Origin of the sequence: Campylobacter sp. CH278, assembly GCF_004378845.1 — a bacterium.
Classification (GTDB): Bacteria; Campylobacterota; Campylobacteria; order Campylobacterales; family Campylobacteraceae; genus Campylobacter_D; species Campylobacter_D jejuni.
Genome location: NZ_RYXZ01000009.1, coordinates 73,083 through 88,694, shown reverse-complemented (window position 1 = coordinate 88,694; position 15,612 = coordinate 73,083). Strand labels below are relative to the sequence as shown.

Genomic DNA, 15,612 nt, shown 5'->3' with positions numbered 1-15,612 from the left:
CAATGATAGTGTAGCTCAAATTGATCAAACTACTAAAGATAATGTTGAAATTGCTAATGAATCAGCTATTATTTCTAGTACAGTAAGTGATATAGCTAATAATATCTTAGAAGATGTTAAGAAGAAGAGGTTTTAATTAATCATTTATACCTAGTGAAAAACTAGGTATAAATTTTCCCTTCAATTTAATTTTTTCATCAAAGTTTCTAAAAAGTTTCCAAATATTTTTATACTTCCATTGTTTTAAATTTTAATATGGAGTAAAAACAAATGGAAAGAAGATTGTTTTTAAAAGGTTCAGCTTTAGGTTCTATGGTGGCTTTTTTTGCAAGTTCAAATTTAAGTGCTGCTATGCTTAAGGATAAGGATTTGCTAGGTTTTAAAGCTGTTAGTGCAAGCAAGCAAGATAAAGTTATAGTACCACAAGGTTATGAAGCAAAGGTTTTAATTTCTTGGGGTGATCCACTTTTTAGTAAAGCAAAACCTTATGATGAAAGTAAAATCATCGATATGAATGCGGTTAAAAATGCTCATTTGGTTTTTGGAGATAACGATGATGGTATGAGTTTTTTTCCACTTTCAAAAAACAGAGGAATTTTAGCCGTTAATAATGAATATATAAATCCTGAAATCATGTTTAACCATCATGGTAAAAATTTAAGCAAAGAAGATGTTTTATGCGAGCAAGCCAGTGTGGGTGTGAGTATCTTAGAAATCGAAAAAAAGGGTGATGATTGGACTGTGGTTTTAGATTCTAAATATAACCGCAGAATCGATGCAAACACTAAAATGCAAGTAAGTGGAGCAGCTAAAAAAGAAGTTTTAAAAAATGAAAAATTTGTTCATGGAACTTTTGCAAATTGTGCAAATGGACAAACACCTTGGGGAACTTATATCACCTGTGAAGAAAATTTTGACGATTTTTTTGTAAGTTCAGATGAAAATCTAGAATTTAATGATGCCTTTAAGCGCTATGGATTTAACAAAACTAGTCTTTATGGATGGGAAAAATTTGATGAAAGATTTGATTTAGCTAAAAATATCGATGAAGCCAATCGTTTTGGTTGGATAGTGGAAATCAATCCTTTTGATGTAGAAAGCACACCTGTTAAAAGAACTTCTTTAGGGCGTTTTAAACATGAAAATGCAGAAATTATCGTAGAAAAAGATGGTTCTGTTATAGTTTATATGGGTGATGATGAGATGAATGAATTTATTTATAAATTTGTTAGCAAACATAAATACAAAAAAGGTGCTGATACAAGTAAAATTTTAGATGAAGGCACTTTGTATGTAGGACAGCTTAACGGCAATGTGGGAGATTTTAAAGGACAGGGAAAATGGATAGCCTTAGAATATGGCAAAAACGGCTTAGATGAAAAAAATGGTTTTAAGTCTCAAGCTCAAGTACTCATCAATACGCGTCTTGCTGCAAGTATTGTAGGTGCAACTCCTATGGATAGATGTGAATGGATAGCAAGCCATAAACAAAGTGGTTCTAAAGAAGTATTTGCAACACTAACGAACAACAAAAATCGCCAAGAACCTAATGCAGCAAATCCAAGGACTAAAAATGTTTATGGACAAATTTTAAAATGGATGCCAAAAAATTCTCATAAAGACGATGATTTTACTTGGGAAATTTTTGCTCTTGCTGGAAATCCTGATAACCAACAAGGCTTATATAAAGGCTCAAATAATATTACAAGTGAAAATAAATTCAATTCTCCTGATGGACTTAAATTTGATAGAGATGGAAGACTTTGGATACAAACAGATGGATCTTATTCTAATAAAGATGAATACGAAGGTATGGGAAATAACTGCATGCTAGCAGCAAATCCAAAAACAGGGGAAATCAGACGCTTTTTAACAGGGCCTATTGCTTGTGAATTAACAGGGATTGCTTTTAGTGAGGATTATACCACAATGTTTGTAGGCATACAACATCCAGGAGAAGGTTTAAAAGGTAGTACTTTTCCTTATGGAAAAACACCAAGATCTAGTGTAATGATGATAAGAAAACTTGATGGTGGAGTGATAGGAAGCTAAATAAAAATAAAGTTGCTTTTAGCAACTTTATAAAATCTTAATGCAAGCTTTCTATATAAGCCATAGCACTTAATGCAGCTACAGCTCCATCACCTGCAGCACAAATCACTTGCTTAGGTGCATCTTTTCTAAGATCTCCTGCGGCAAAAAGTCCAGCAACACTAGTTTGCATTTTAAGATCAACACTTACTTGCCCACCTTCTTCCATATTGCATAAAAACCTACCATCGTCTTGTTTTAAAATTTCATTTCTTACATTAAGACCAACAAAAGTAAAAATTCCTGGAACATTTAAATCTCTAATACTACCATCTTTTAATTTTACTTTTACACCAGTAACACCCATTTTATCACCATATACTTCATCTACACTTGCACTAGTAATGAGTTCTATTTTTTCATTTTTCTTAACTTTTTCTACTGTAGATGGAGCTGCTCTAAACTCATCTCTACGGTGGATAAGATAAACTTTAGAACAAATATTTGCTAGATACAAAGCTTCTTCTAAAGCCGTATCTCCACCACCTAAAACTGCAACTTCTTTATTTTTATAAAAAAATCCATCACAAGTTGCACAAGTGCTTACACCTTTTCCAAAAAATTCATCTTCGCCTTTAAAACCTGCTCTTTTTGGAGCTGAACCTGTGCAAACTATCACAGCTTTAGCAAGTTCTGTTTTACCACCTTCTAATTTGATGGTAAAACTTCCATCGCTATTTTTTAAAATTTGCTCTACTCCAACCATTTCATGTTTTAAACCAAAACGCATACATTGTTCATTCCAAGGAGCCATAAAAGAAATTCCATCCATAACTTGGGCTACACCTGGATAATTTTCTATTTCAGAACTTGAGGTAATTTGTCCACCAGGCATACCTTTTTCAAACATTACTACATTCTTAAGACCACCTCTAGTTGCATAAAGTCCGGCACTAAGTCCAGCAGGACCTCCACCTATGATTGCTACATCTAACATTTATATTTCCTTTATATTGAATTTTATTATTAATAATGATATAAAAATTATTCTTAATAGTAGTTAATAAAAATTATTATTTAGTATAAATTTGAAATTTTTAAGAAGAAGGCTAGTTATACTAGCCTTTAGTTTATAGCAAAGAGTTTAATTTATCGCTAATTGCTTGTTTAGATTGTGCACCAACGAGTTGATCTACAACTTCACCATTTTTAAAGAAAATAAGCGTAGGAATAGAGCGAACACCAAATTCAGCTGCTAAATCACCTTGTTCATCTGTATTTACTTTGCAAATTTTAGCTTTACCATCAAAGTCATTTGCAAGTTCATCAATAACCGGAGCAAGCATTCTACAAGGTCCGCACCATGGAGCCCAAAAATCAACTAAAGCTACACCTTCTTTTGCTTGAGCAAAATTATCACTTGTTAATTCAATATATTTTCCCATAATTTTTCCTTTCTTTAATTTTTGTCTAATTGTATTTTATTTTTTTAAATATCAGCTTAAAAACTTATATTTTCGCAAAATTGTATCACATCATTTTTAATGCAAATCAGATCAATCTGAAAATCCGATGAAAATCCATTTTTAAGATGATAAAATTCTATAGTTTTTAAAATTTTTTCAAGTTTTTTTCTATCCAAACGCTCAGAAACTTCATAGTTATTTTGAGTAAATTTAACCTCTATAAAATGTAAAATTCCATCTTTTTTGGCTATTATATCGATTTCTCCAAATTTAGAATGGAAATTTCTTTTTAAAATTTCAAAGCCTTGTTTTTTTAAAAATTTACAAGCCTTATCTTCACCTAAAATTCCATCTAAATAAGCTTTTACACCCATTATTCTATACGCATCATAAAAGGCTTGGTTTTTATAAAATCTTGTTTGCGTAAAATTTCAAGCAAATTTTGTATGCTTTTTTCATAAGTTAAATGCGTAGTAAAAAACAAAGTACTGTAATTTTCATCATTTTTTTTAGGTTTTTGTAAAAAACTATCGATAGAAATATTATTTTCACTCATCAATTGTGTGATTTTAGATAAAACCCCTATTTTATCTTCAACTTTCACCCTTAAATAATATTTTGTATAAATTTCATCTTTGCTTAAAAGCTCGTATTCTAAAGTATTCACAAAACCAAGCATTGGTGCTTTTACCTGATCTCTTGCTATATCCATAAGATCTGAAATCACAGCACTTGCAGTGGCCTCTCCTCCTGCTCCTGCTCCATAATACAAACTTTCACCCAACAAATCTCCATTAATGCTTATAGCATTCATCACTCCATCAACTTTTGCAAGCATTTTTTCTTTATCTATCATAGTAGGATGCACTCTTAATTCTACTTTATTTTCACGCACCTTAGCTATACCTAAAAGTTTTATGGTAAATTCAAACTCATTAGCAAAATACATATCTTCAGGCGCAATTTCACTAATACCCTCGATCAAAATATCTTCAGGTTTAGCTTTAAGATTATAAGCGATACTTGATAAAACAAGCAGTTTATGTGCTGCATCTTGTCCTTCTATGTCAAAAGTTGGATCAGCCTCTGCATAACCTAAATTTTGAGCTATTTGTAAGGCTTGTTCAAAACTCATATTTTTTTGACTCATAGAACTTAAAATATAATTACTCGTACCATTTAAAATCCCTTTTATAGCTAAAATATTATTTGCACTTAAACCTTCTTTTAAAACCTTGACAATAGGAATTCCTCCAGCCACACTTGCTTCATAACCAAAGGCTAAATTTTTAGCCAAATTTTCAAGTTCATAACGATGATAAGCAAGCATAGCTTTATTTGCAGTAACAACAGCTTTTTTCTTTTTTAAAATTTCACTCACTATTTTAAAAGCTTCATCCACCCCACCCATTAATTCCACAAAAACATCTACATCAGCATTTAAAATTTCTTCAACGCTATGAGTAATTGGAATTAAAGTATTTTTTTTAGGACTTCTAGCAAGAGCGATCACAGGAGTTATGCTTTGACCGCACCTTGCACGAATGAGTTTATCATTTTCTAAAAGAAATTTAACCACCGCACTTCCAACAGTGCCATAACCAAGAATCGCTACTTTCATAACTTACTCTTTTAAATATTTTTTGATATTGCGTGCAGCTTGGCGTATGCGATTTTCATTTTCAATTAAAGCAATTCTTACATACTCATCACCTGCTTCGCCAAAACCTACCCCAGGACTTACTGCAACACTAGCGCGTTGTAAAAGTTGCTTTGAAAATTCTAAACTTTTTAAATGTCTTTTGCTTTCAGGGAGTTTTGCCCAAACAAACATACTTGCTCTTGGTTTTTGAAGTTTCCAGCCTGCATTTTCAAAAGCTTCAAGTAAAATGTACATTCTTTTATCATAAGTTGCACGGATTTCATCCACACAAGTTTGATCTCCATCTAAAGCTATGGTAGCTGCTACTTGAATAGGTGTGTACATACCATAATCAAACCAAGATTTTATTTTTTTAAGCGCACTGACTAAGCGTTTATTTCCTACTACAAAACCCACACGCCAGCCTGCCATATTGTAAGATTTTGAAAGAGTGTAAGTTTCTACCGCTACATCTTTTGCACCTTCAATTTCCAAAATAGAAGGAGTTTTATAGTCATCATAAGTTAAATCTGCATAAGCAATATCTGAAATAATATAAAATCTTTCTTTTTTTGCCGTTGCTATCAATCTTTCATAAAAACTTTTCTCACAAGTTACTGTTGTTGGATTATGCGGGAAATTAACAACGACATATTTTGGACGCGGGATGCTTTCATTTAAAGTTTTATGCAAATTTTCAAAAAATTGATTTTCATCAAGCTCAAATTTTTCATTATAAGCTAAAGGCATTTTTGCTACATTACCTCCTGCTATAATAAAAGCTTGAGTATGTATAGGATAAGCAGGAGTTGGCACAATAGCAACATCTCCAGGATTTATAATCGCTCTTGCAAGATTTACAAAACCCTCTTTTGAACCCATGGTAGCTACAACTTCATTTTCAGGATCTAAATTGACATTATATTTTCTTTTATACCAATTACAAATTGCTAAGCGAAGTTTATAAATCCCCATGGATGTAGAATATCCCGAGGTTTTATCTTTGTTAGCACTTTCACAAAGTTTATCTATAATGTGTTGTGGAGTTTTACCATCGGGATTTCCCATTGAAAAGTCGATGATATCCTCTCCAGCACGTCTTGCTGCCATTTTTATCGCATTTACTTCTGCGAAAACATAATTTGGAAGTCTTTCTATGGTATTAAAACGGATTTCATCAAACATTTCTTAATCCTTTATTTTTTAAGTGTGATTTTTAAACCCCTGCGTATATTATCTAAACTATACATATCGCTTACAATAGCATATATAGCACCATTTGGAATAAGTTCTGAAAAATGATTATTTTTATTTTCGCTTTTTACTGCTTTAATTAGATTTAGATTTTTATCTAAAAAGAAGATTTTAGGAAACCAATTGTCTAAATCATTTGCATCAATAATCAAATTTGTAGCATTTTTTAAATCAAGCACATAGTCTTTAAGGGGCTTTTCTAATGATTTTGGAGTATTTAAATTAACATTTGTATTGGTTTTTAATACAGCATTGGAAAAATTTAAATCATATTCATAGTCATATGCCCCAATGCGCTTAATATTATCTATATAGACAGAATTTTCTTTTAAGAGATTGTAAAGCGTTCCAGGATCTAAAACATATTGAGATTCTACTTGTATGGTATAGTCAATATTTCCTTCTCTTAAAATCAAATCTGTAGGGATAAAATATATATATCCAGCATCTGTTAAAACATCGGATAAAATTTTAAAAAACATAACTTCATCAGCTTTTGCTTTAAAATTTAGTCTTAGACTTTGAGGATTTGATAGTGTTAAGGCAATTAAAGAATTGGTTTTTAATATTTGAGATATTTTTGCAATATCACAATTTCCATTATTATCTATGTAAGAATTATTTGAAAATAATAATTCTAGTTGAGAATTTTTACTAGAATTGTTTACTAAATTTTTTGCTAATTCAAGACTTGAGATTGCAAAAGATATATTAACCCAAAGAGTAAGAATAATAATTTTTTTTACCATTCTTTACCTTTATTTAATTTTACAAATTCAGCAGCTGAAATACTTGTAATTTTTCCATCTTTAATCAAGAAACGTTTTGAAATTCCTGCAGGAAATTTTTGTTCTTTATTTTCTTGATCAAACATTGTTAAAGCTGCAGCCCCTGTTAAAATTAACTGATCTTTATCTAAAGAAATATTAAAATCTTTTTCTTTAACAAAGCTTGTTTTTTTAAGACTTTTTAAATCTATTAAACCTATCCAAATCTTGGTAGAGGTTTTAAAATGTGCTTCTTTTAAAGAATCAGTTTTTGGTGTATTGGTGTCTTCTTGGATTTGGGTATTTTTTTCTTCATCGAGTAGAGTTGTGTTATTTTCACTGATATTATTTTCTATGCTTATGTTTTTATCATTTTCTTGTAATGAGATGTTTTGGCTTGATAAAACGCTCTCTGTTTGATTTGTTTCTTGTGCTTTATTGTTGTCTATAACAACAACATTGTTTCCACCTAAAGATTTTAAATTTTCTTGTGCTTGTCCTATGATATCTATAACTGTTGCGCTAGTATTATTTTGTTCATCTTTGAAAAAAGTTTTAAGTGTATCAAAATAATAAATTCCACTTCCTATAATCACTAAAACAATAAGAACAATCAAAAAAGGCCAAGCGTTAGAGGATTTTTGACTATAAGCATCTAGTTTTGGGGTTATCATTTTTGATTTTGTTTGTGGAGTAGGATTGTTTTCGTTAAGATAAGCTTCATACTCTTCGTTAAAATCACTAAAGTCGAGTTCGTATTCTCTGCTCAAAATTTTAACAAAACCTTTAACATTAAAACGACTTAAAACAGCAAAATTCTTTTCTACTAAAGCTTCAAGAAAATCAAGTTCAATTTGCGTTTTTGCTGCAACTTCTTTTAAATTTAATTCTTGTATTTTTTTCCAATTAAGCATTTAACATCCTATCACAAAGTATTGCAAAAGCAGCGCTGACATTAAGACTATCAAAATTATTTTTCATCGCAATGCCCACACATTCATCGCATTTTTTTACAATTTTAGAGCTTAAACCAAAACCCTCACTACCCAAAACTAAAACTTTTTTACCATTGTTTATTTTTACACTGTGAATTTCTTTTCCCGAGCCATCACTCGCATAAAAATAAAAACCTACTTGTTTTAGTTCATTTATTACACTTAAAGCATCGTTGCTTATCACAATAGGTAAATCAAGAGCCGCTCCGCTGCTTGTGCGAATTACTCCTTCCATGGCTAATTTTTCACCAATAAAAATTAAAGCCCCAACCCCTAAAGCATAAGCTGTACGCGTGATAGCCCCTATATTTCCTACATCACTAATTCCATAAAGCATAACAATAAAATCATTTTTTTTGATCTCATTTAAATTTGCAAAAGAACTTTCTTTAATATCTAGCAAAAAACCTTGATGATTTCCACCTTTCGCATAAGCTTGAGCAGTTTTAAAATCAAGTTTTTTGATTTTAAAACCTGATTTTGCGATTTTGGAAAAAGTAGTTTTATCACATTCTTTTGCTAAATAAAGCTCATTGATACAGTCTTTATGATATTCTAAAATATAAAAAAATATTTGCTTCCCATAAACTATCATATTAAAATTTTACCTAATCTTGACTTAAAAGCAGTTTTTGATAAATTTCTTTTGCATTTTTTCCATTGATCTTTGATAATAATTTTGCTTTTGCTTTTAAAGGCAGCTCTAAATCCATAATATCTTTTTCACAAAGAGTATTTTGCAAAAAATTTTGCTCTTTTGATTGCAGTACTACAACCCATTCACCGTTTAAATTAGACTTTTTTAAAATTTCAGAAAGCTCTTTAGCATTGCCTTTAAATTTTTTTTCAAATTTTTTACTGATTTCTTTAATCAAAAAAATTTCTCTTTGGCTGTCTAGAATCATAATTTGTTCTACTAAAGATAAAATACGCTTGGGGGATTCGTAAATAATACTTGGATAAGGAAAGTTTAAAATTTTTTCTATATCTTTTTGTCTTTCTTTGCCTTTATTTGCTAAAAAACCAATAAAGATAAATTCTTTTTGACAAAATGCCGAGCTTACAAGAGCAACTAAGGCTGCATTTGCACCTGGTAAAATTTCATAGGTGATATTATTTTCTTGTGCAAATTCTACCAAAGCCTTGCCAGGATCACTAATCCCTGGCATTCCTGCATCGCTTAAATAAGCTACATTTTTTTCAAATATCTTTAAGTCAATACTTGCTAAAACTTCTTTTTCATTATGGGAGTGTAAGGCTATAAATTTAGAAATATGTATATCAGTGTGAAATTTGGTATTTAATAACGAAATCAAAGACTTACTTACTCTTGTATCTTCGCAAAACACAAGATCGCAAGTCTTTAAAAGTTCTAAGGCTCTAAAAGAAATATCGCTTAAATTTCCTATGGGAGTAGGAATAAAATAAAGCATAATTATTGCATTGCGTATTTTTTCTTAAATTTTTCTACACGACCTGCAGCATCTACAATTTTTTCACTGCCTGTAAAAAAAGGATGGCAATTTGAACAAATATCTACTCTTAATTCTGCTTTGTTTGACTTTGTTGTAAAAGTATTTCCACAAGCACAACTTACTTTGCATTCTACATATTCTGGGTGAATTTCTTTTTTCATTAGTTTTCCTTAAAAATTAAAACAATAAGCCGTGATTATAAATTATTTAACATAAAAAAGAGATTAATTTAAGAAAAGTTAAAGCAAAATTTTTGAAGCTATAGCTATAATAGCTGTTTGACTTTTTAGAATATTAGAGCTTTTAAGAGAGATTTTCCGGTTAAACAATAATCTCTCATCATTGTTAAATCCACCTTCAGGACCTATAAAATATAATTCTTTTTCATCGAAATGACTTTGTTGTTCTCCTTGAAAATCAACCATAATTGCATTTGGAAATTTTTGAACAAATTCTTGAGTGCTTTGGTGGATAATTAAATCCATTTTAGTATTTCTACCGCATTGTTCACAAGAAGAAATAATGATTTTTTCAAATCTTTCTAAATCGATTTTAAAATTTCTTTGTGAAAAATTTGTAAAAACCAAATGTAATTTTTTTACTCCAAGTTCATTTAAGAAAGGTAGAGTTTTTTCTAAAATTTTAATATCTATAATGGCTAAGGCTAAGTTTAATTCACTTTGTTTTATATTTTGTGATTTTTTGTTTAAAAATTTTAAAGTGCAAGAATTTCTTGTTAAATTTGTGATTGTATAGTTGTAAAGAAAATTATCTTGTAAATTTCTAAGATTTAGCTCCGAATTTTCCTTTACTCTTCTTACTTTTAAATGATTAAAGTTTTCACCTTGAAGTTGTATAAACTCTTCTCCAGCTTGCTTGTTATACAAAAATTGCATTTTATAAATATCTTTCTATTAAAAAAGGCAAAAACAATAAAAAAATTTCAAAAGGTAAAATCAAACAACTAATCCATCTAAAAGTGGCATATTTTCTAAATCTTCTTGCTTTTTTAAAACAAACAAAGTGAAAAATTGCTAAGGCAAAAATTAAGATCCAAGAAAAAATCATTACCCAGATATTGACATTCATTTGAAATTGTTTCATTGCTGATAACAAGCAACCTGTAAAAATAATCAAAGCTAAAAATAAATAATAAATTGGTAAAAATAATCGTATTCTGCGAATAAAAATGAATTCGGTTTTAAAATTTCCTTGTGTTAGTATAAGATAAAAAAGCATTAAAAAACCGCTCGCATAAAGACTATAAAGATGTAAAGCTAAAAAGAATTCGTAACTTTGATCCATTATTTTCCTTTGTTTATAAAATCAGCTAAATTTTGAATTTGTTCATCGCTTAAAAAACTATGGTTTTTATCTTTTATCATTTTTATTTTTTGTATAAAAATTTTATTGCCTAAGGTTTTAATGGCCGTGCTGTTTTTAGGTTTTAATTCCCCTTTTTCTCCATGACAAGTGGCACATTTTTGTTTATATAAAGAGTTGATAATGCTAGGATTGGCTTCATGTTCATCATCTGAACTTTGTGCTTCATCATCTACAGGTAAAGGCAGGTTGGAGTCACTTAATTCTGTTTTTTCATCGTTTTGTTCTATTTGGACTACTTCTTGATCTGTATTTTGAGTCTTGGAAATATTTTTTTCATCATTAGAACAGGCAGATAAAACTAATAAAAAAAAACTTAAGGCAATTAAAATTTTAGCTTTTTGCATTAAATCTCCTTTGGATTTATAAAAATTTCTTCATTTTTTAATTTGTTATAAAAATCTATATCATTCCATTCTGCTTTAATGCCATTAGAAAATTCTATGTCTTGAAGTGAAATTTTTGGCATTAGCTCACTATAGGCATCTTCTCTAAAACCTTGTGCATAGCCTGTTCTTGTTTCATGAACAATGATGCTTTGTAAAGTTACTCCTTGTTCTCCATTTATCATTTTTGTTTGTTTTAATAGAGCATCTATAAGTATGAAAAATACACGACAAAAATTTTCAGCACTTACATTAACAGGCAGGCAAATCCAACGACTTGAATATTTTTTCATTTCTTCTAAATATTTTGCATCATCATATTTAAAAAGAGTGATAGCATGATCAAAACTATCAATAATTTGGCGTATATAGGTTTTTAAAAGTCCAAAATCATAGACCATTCCAGCATTATCTAAATATTTGCTTTCAAGTAAAACTTCAACTTTGTAAGAATGTCCATGAATGCTACTTTTGCAACGCTTAGAAGAACAAAATCTAACAATGTGTGCGTTTTCAAATTCAAATAATTTTCTTATAATCATACACCCTCTTTATCGTTCCAAAGACGAATATGAATTCTATCAGAATAATTATAACCATTCTTAATACAAAATTCAGCAATTTTTTGAGCATTTTTTTTAAGGTTTTGCTCATTTTCACCCATAGGCATACAAAAAATTTGATTTGGAGCTTCTTTTAGAATTTCATTGATTTCTAAAAATGAATTATCAAGGGTATTGGCATCTAAAACAAATTTATAAAAACTATCTTTTGCGTAATTTTTAAATGCTTTTAAAGCTTTAAAATTTAATCGTTTATCTTTTTTTATCCCACTATTTTGGAGTTTAACGCTTAAAGCAAAAATACATTCTTTGTAAAAAGGATATCTATCAAAATCAATTTCTATACTTCCATTGCTTTCAAAGTGTATTTCAAATTTATTTTTTAATAACATTTGGATAAATTTTATAAATTCAGGATTTTCATAATGGATTAATGGCTCTCCACCTGTGATAACAACTATAGGATTAAAGTCTTGTTTTAATTTTATCACTCTTTTTAAAAGTTCATTAGCATTTAAAGTTTCATAACTTTCTTTAAAATCTTTTGTGAAAACAGCTCTTATCGTGTCACATCCAATGAGAGTTTTATCGTTTTTTGATATTTTTACATTAAAACCTAAACAGTTGAAATTACAACCAGCAAAACGCATAAAAATAGCTAATTTTCCATTATATTTGCCTTCTCCTTGAATGCTTAAGAAACTTTCAACAAGTTGCAAAATTAACCTCCAGTTTGATAAAAAGCACGAGATGAGGTTTCATTATCAACAACACTCCATTTATTTTTTTCTGGTTTATTTCTTAATACTTCTTGTAATATTTCTACAGCGGCTTTAATATCACCTTTTCGAACCGCTTCTTTTATGCTTAATGCTTCATCAAAATAAAGGCAAGGTATTAACAAGCCTTCAGCACTTAAGCGTATGCGATTGCAAGAATCGCAAAATTCATGGCTATGAGGATCTATAATTCCAAATTCATAATCATCTGCCTTGTAAATACTCACAGGTGCTTTTTCATCTTTTTTTATAAGTTGAATTTGATATTTTTGACTCAAAATTTGTATAATTTCATCTCTTTTTAATCCTTGTAATTTACCATAAGCATGAGTATTTTCCATAAATTCTATAAAGCGAATTTGAGCTTTTTTTGATTTTGCAAATTCCAAAAGAGATATCAGTTCATCATCGTTTAAATTTTTAAGAGCTACAGTATTAAGTTTTACTTTCAAATCTAGATTTAAAGCTTCATCAATTCCAGATAAAACACTATCTAATACATCTTTTTGCGCAAGAGTTTTTGCTTTTTTGTGATCTAGGGTATCAAGTGAAATATTAAGTCGTTTAAGTCCAGCATTTTTTAGGTCTTTAGCAAAGTCTTTTAGTAAAAATCCATTTGTAGTTATAGCAAGGTCAATATCGCTTTTATAATCGCTAATCATTTTTATAAAAATACTTAAATCTTTTCTTAATAAAGGTTCTCCACCTGTTATACGGATTTTTTCAATTCCTTCGTCTATAGCTGCTTTAACAAATAAAAAAAGTTCTTCGAAGCTTAATAAATTTTCTTTTGGCTGATAATCGAAAGGAATTTTTGGCATACAATAAAGGCAGCGAAAGTTACATCTTTGTGTAACTGAAATTCTAAGATAATTTATCTTTCTACCGAATTGATCTATAAGCATTTATTTTCCATTCTATTTTATTAATTTCTTAAATTTTAAGACAAGTTCTACATTTCCAGTGCCAATGCGTAAATCTTTAGCGATTTGTTCTATGCTTTTTCCTTCTTTGAAAAGATTTTCTATTTTTTGTTCTTCTGTATCGTAATTTGGCGTAAGTTTAGCCATGCTTTGTGCTTTTTGTTCCAAATTTAAAAGACGATTTTGTTGTTCATTTTGAAAATCTTCTATGATATGTTCCATAGTTTTTAGTGTTCTTAAAACAGGAGTGATTTTTGAACTGATTTGTTTATCAAGTTCAATCATAATTTCTTCTTTTAAAAGAGAGGTTTTATAGTCTTCATCCTCTTCGCTATCATCTTTAACTCCTAATTCTTTACGAAAATAATGAAGTTCTTTGGTAATATCTTCTATCACATTTTGAAGTTTTGCTATTTTTGCATTATTTTCTCTTTCTTTGATATTCATATAGGCTAGCATTGCAATTAAAAGCACAATTATAAAAACTAAATAAAGCACATCATCACTCATTCTTGGCCTTTCTTATTTCTTATCATATTTCTTTGAATTTCAACAACAAAAGCATCAAAAGCCATTTTGTCTTCAGGCTTAATTTTGATAATTTTTGCCAATGTTTGACTTTGAGCTTTGATAAAAATAGCTATTTTTTGATTATTTAAATCAAATCTTAAATAATATTCTTTATCTTCTTCTAAAATAGTATCCAAAAAATTTAGATATTCAAAATTTAAAGATTCTATTACCCCTTTTTGCTTAAGTGGTATAAGTTCTTTATTTTTATCTAAAGAATTTTCAAGCCTTAAAATATCTTCTTTTAGACTTAAAAGAAGATCAAAAATAATTTTTTCACCCTCATCAAAATCAATGCGTAAAGCAAGTTTTTTCCATTTTAAAATTTGAGAAATTGCTCCAAGTTTTAGGTATTCTCCAAGAAAACGGTTATTTTCTATTTCACAACATTCTAAATGAGCTTCAAATCCTGCTTTAAAAAGTGTTAATTCCATAATAAATCAATCCAAATAAAAATAAAAAAGATAATACTTAAATAACCATTTAAAGTAAAAAATGCTCTATCAATATGAGCAAAATTTTTATGGACAATCCTATGCTCTAAGGCTAAAATAATACCGCTTATAATTACTCCAATAAGTGCTATTTTTCCAAGTGCTACACCCCAAACTTCCCACACAAAAAGAAGCCAAAATAATACTGCTAAAATATGGCAAAAAGCTGATATAAATAAAGTAGCCTTTGAGCCAAATTTAGCAGGAATAGAGTGAAGTCCTACTTTTTTATCATACTCCATATCTTGTAAAGAATAAAGCAGATCAAACCCAGCTGTCCAAAAAGTTACACCTAAACATAAAATAACGCTATAAATGTGAATTTTACCCATAATTATAACGCTTCCTGCAATAGGTGCAAGTCCTAAACAAAATCCTAAAACTAAATGTGCTAAAGAACTAAAGCGTTTAAAAGCTGAATAAATAGCCAACACAAAAAGAACAGGAAAAGACAAATAAAAAGCTAAGGTATTAATAAAATAAGAACATGATATAAAAATAAGTGCATTAATAATGATAAAAATCCATACGCTTTTTCTACCTATTTTTCCACTGACATTAGGGCGATTTGCACAACGAGGATTATCCTTATCTATATCTTCATCCATTAAACGATTTGTAGCCATCGCAAAATTTCTTGCACTTACCGCACAAATAATACCTAAAATCAATGCCTTAAAACCAAACCAAGCAGTGTCATTTGCAAGTTTTGATGCTACAATCATAGAGGAAAATAAAAAAGGCAAAGCAAAAATAGAATGCTTAAATACTACAAGTTCTAAAATATCTTTAAATTTTATCCAGAATGTGTTCATTTTTCTACTTTAAAATATTTTTTGCTATGATTTTACTAAAATTTTTATAAATTTTAGGATAAATATTAA

Annotated in this window: 20 protein-coding genes and 1 pseudogene; 2 read left to right on the top strand and 19 right to left on the bottom strand. The window is 29.4% G+C overall.

All coding sequences use genetic code 11. The annotated features are described in order from the left end of the window. Both ELQ04_RS07935 and ELQ04_RS07930 read left to right on the top strand, forming a co-directional pair. Positions 1 to 136, top strand: a pseudogene (locus ELQ04_RS07935) (methyl-accepting chemotaxis protein); the annotation flags it as partial. Between the two features lie 134 nt (positions 137 to 270). Further along, positions 271 to 2,052, top strand: coding sequence for a PhoX family phosphatase (locus ELQ04_RS07930; RefSeq protein ID WP_044305695.1), 1,782 nt, complete (start codon positions 271 to 273; stop codon positions 2,050 to 2,052). A gap of 37 nt (positions 2,053 to 2,089) precedes the next feature. Here ELQ04_RS07930 and trxB read toward each other — a convergent pair whose 3' ends face one another. The 19 genes from trxB to mqnP all read right to left on the bottom strand — a co-directional run bounded on the left by trxB (position 2,090) and on the right by mqnP (position 15,543). Further along, entirely contained in the window at positions 2,090 to 3,028 is a 939-nt protein-coding gene (gene trxB / locus ELQ04_RS07925; RefSeq protein WP_004316802.1) for a thioredoxin-disulfide reductase, read from the bottom strand. 133 nt (positions 3,029 to 3,161) lie between these two features. Next, positions 3,162 to 3,476, bottom strand: coding sequence for a thioredoxin (trxA, locus tag ELQ04_RS07920; protein WP_002778629.1), 315 nt, complete (start codon positions 3,474 to 3,476; stop codon positions 3,162 to 3,164). Between the two features lie 56 nt (positions 3,477 to 3,532). Continuing rightward, positions 3,533 to 3,871 carry a YraN family protein gene (locus ELQ04_RS07915; RefSeq protein ID WP_044777950.1) on the bottom strand — a complete coding sequence of 113 codons (339 nt, stop codon included), beginning with the start codon at positions 3,869 to 3,871 and terminating at the stop codon, positions 3,533 to 3,535. Next, positions 3,871 to 5,118, bottom strand: coding sequence for a homoserine dehydrogenase (locus tag ELQ04_RS07910; protein WP_004316799.1), 1,248 nt, complete (start codon positions 5,116 to 5,118; stop codon positions 3,871 to 3,873). Before ELQ04_RS07910 ends, ELQ04_RS07915 begins: the two co-directional genes overlap by 1 nt. A gap of 3 nt (positions 5,119 to 5,121) precedes the next feature. After that, complete coding sequence (locus ELQ04_RS07905) at positions 5,122 to 6,324, bottom strand: LL-diaminopimelate aminotransferase (RefSeq protein ID WP_044777953.1); 1,203 nt, start codon at positions 6,322 to 6,324, stop codon at positions 5,122 to 5,124. Between the two features lie 11 nt (positions 6,325 to 6,335). Then, on the bottom strand, positions 6,336 to 7,142 hold the full coding sequence (locus ELQ04_RS07900) for a hypothetical protein (protein ID WP_004316797.1): 807 nt from the start codon (positions 7,140 to 7,142) through the stop codon (positions 6,336 to 6,338). Then, positions 7,136 to 8,074, bottom strand: a complete 939-nt coding sequence (locus ELQ04_RS07895; RefSeq protein ID WP_134224503.1) for a hypothetical protein — start codon at positions 8,072 to 8,074, stop codon at positions 7,136 to 7,138. Before ELQ04_RS07895 ends, ELQ04_RS07900 begins: the two co-directional genes overlap by 7 nt. Further along, positions 8,067 to 8,750, bottom strand: coding sequence for a 23S rRNA (guanosine(2251)-2'-O)-methyltransferase RlmB (gene rlmB, locus ELQ04_RS07890; protein WP_004316795.1), 684 nt, complete (start codon positions 8,748 to 8,750; stop codon positions 8,067 to 8,069). Before rlmB ends, ELQ04_RS07895 begins: the two co-directional genes overlap by 8 nt. Positions 8,751 to 8,763: 13 nt before the next feature. Further along, on the bottom strand, positions 8,764 to 9,588 hold the full coding sequence (rsmI, locus tag ELQ04_RS07885) for a 16S rRNA (cytidine(1402)-2'-O)-methyltransferase (protein ID WP_002857320.1): 825 nt from the start codon (positions 9,586 to 9,588) through the stop codon (positions 8,764 to 8,766). Positions 9,589 to 9,590: 2 nt separating this feature from the next. After that, positions 9,591 to 9,791, bottom strand: coding sequence for a 50S ribosomal protein L31 (gene rpmE, locus ELQ04_RS07880; protein ID WP_002851603.1), 201 nt, complete (start codon positions 9,789 to 9,791; stop codon positions 9,591 to 9,593). A gap of 78 nt (positions 9,792 to 9,869) precedes the next feature. Continuing rightward, positions 9,870 to 10,526, bottom strand: a complete 657-nt coding sequence (locus ELQ04_RS07875) for a 16S rRNA (uracil(1498)-N(3))-methyltransferase (RefSeq protein ID WP_002851903.1) — start codon at positions 10,524 to 10,526, stop codon at positions 9,870 to 9,872. Between the two features lies 1 nt (position 10,527). Further along, positions 10,528 to 10,935, bottom strand: a complete 408-nt coding sequence (locus ELQ04_RS07870; protein WP_002851635.1) for a membrane protein — start codon at positions 10,933 to 10,935, stop codon at positions 10,528 to 10,530. Further along, positions 10,935 to 11,360, bottom strand: a complete 426-nt coding sequence (locus tag ELQ04_RS07865) for a cytochrome c (RefSeq protein ID WP_002933342.1) — start codon at positions 11,358 to 11,360, stop codon at positions 10,935 to 10,937. Before ELQ04_RS07865 ends, ELQ04_RS07870 begins: the two co-directional genes overlap by 1 nt. Further along, the gene (locus ELQ04_RS07860; RefSeq protein WP_002854192.1) at positions 11,360 to 11,941 is read right to left on the bottom strand and encodes a 6-carboxytetrahydropterin synthase; all 582 of its coding nucleotides are present in this window, start codon (positions 11,939 to 11,941) and stop codon (positions 11,360 to 11,362) included. The genes ELQ04_RS07865 and ELQ04_RS07860 overlap by 1 nt, the downstream gene beginning before the upstream one ends. Beyond that, a complete protein-coding gene (locus ELQ04_RS07855; RefSeq protein ID WP_002857378.1) occupies positions 11,938 to 12,681 on the bottom strand; it encodes a 7-carboxy-7-deazaguanine synthase QueE in 744 nt (247 codons plus the stop codon). Before ELQ04_RS07855 ends, ELQ04_RS07860 begins: the two co-directional genes overlap by 4 nt. Before the next feature lie 2 nt (positions 12,682 to 12,683). Next, positions 12,684 to 13,646: a GTP 3',8-cyclase MoaA gene (gene moaA, locus ELQ04_RS07850; RefSeq protein ID WP_002868437.1), complete on the bottom strand. Its 963-nt coding sequence runs from the start codon at positions 13,644 to 13,646 to the stop codon at positions 12,684 to 12,686. Between the two features lie 12 nt (positions 13,647 to 13,658). Then, positions 13,659 to 14,174, bottom strand: a complete 516-nt coding sequence (locus tag ELQ04_RS07845; RefSeq protein WP_002851715.1) for a hypothetical protein — start codon at positions 14,172 to 14,174, stop codon at positions 13,659 to 13,661. Then, positions 14,171 to 14,668, bottom strand: a complete 498-nt coding sequence (locus tag ELQ04_RS07840; RefSeq protein ID WP_002854663.1) for a hypothetical protein — start codon at positions 14,666 to 14,668, stop codon at positions 14,171 to 14,173. Before ELQ04_RS07840 ends, ELQ04_RS07845 begins: the two co-directional genes overlap by 4 nt. Then, positions 14,659 to 15,543 (bottom strand): menaquinone biosynthesis prenyltransferase MqnP, encoded by an 885-nt coding sequence (mqnP, locus tag ELQ04_RS07835; RefSeq protein WP_002921313.1) that lies wholly within the window; start codon positions 15,541 to 15,543, stop codon positions 14,659 to 14,661. The genes ELQ04_RS07840 and mqnP overlap by 10 nt, the downstream gene beginning before the upstream one ends. Positions 15,544 to 15,612 lie beyond the last annotated feature (69 nt).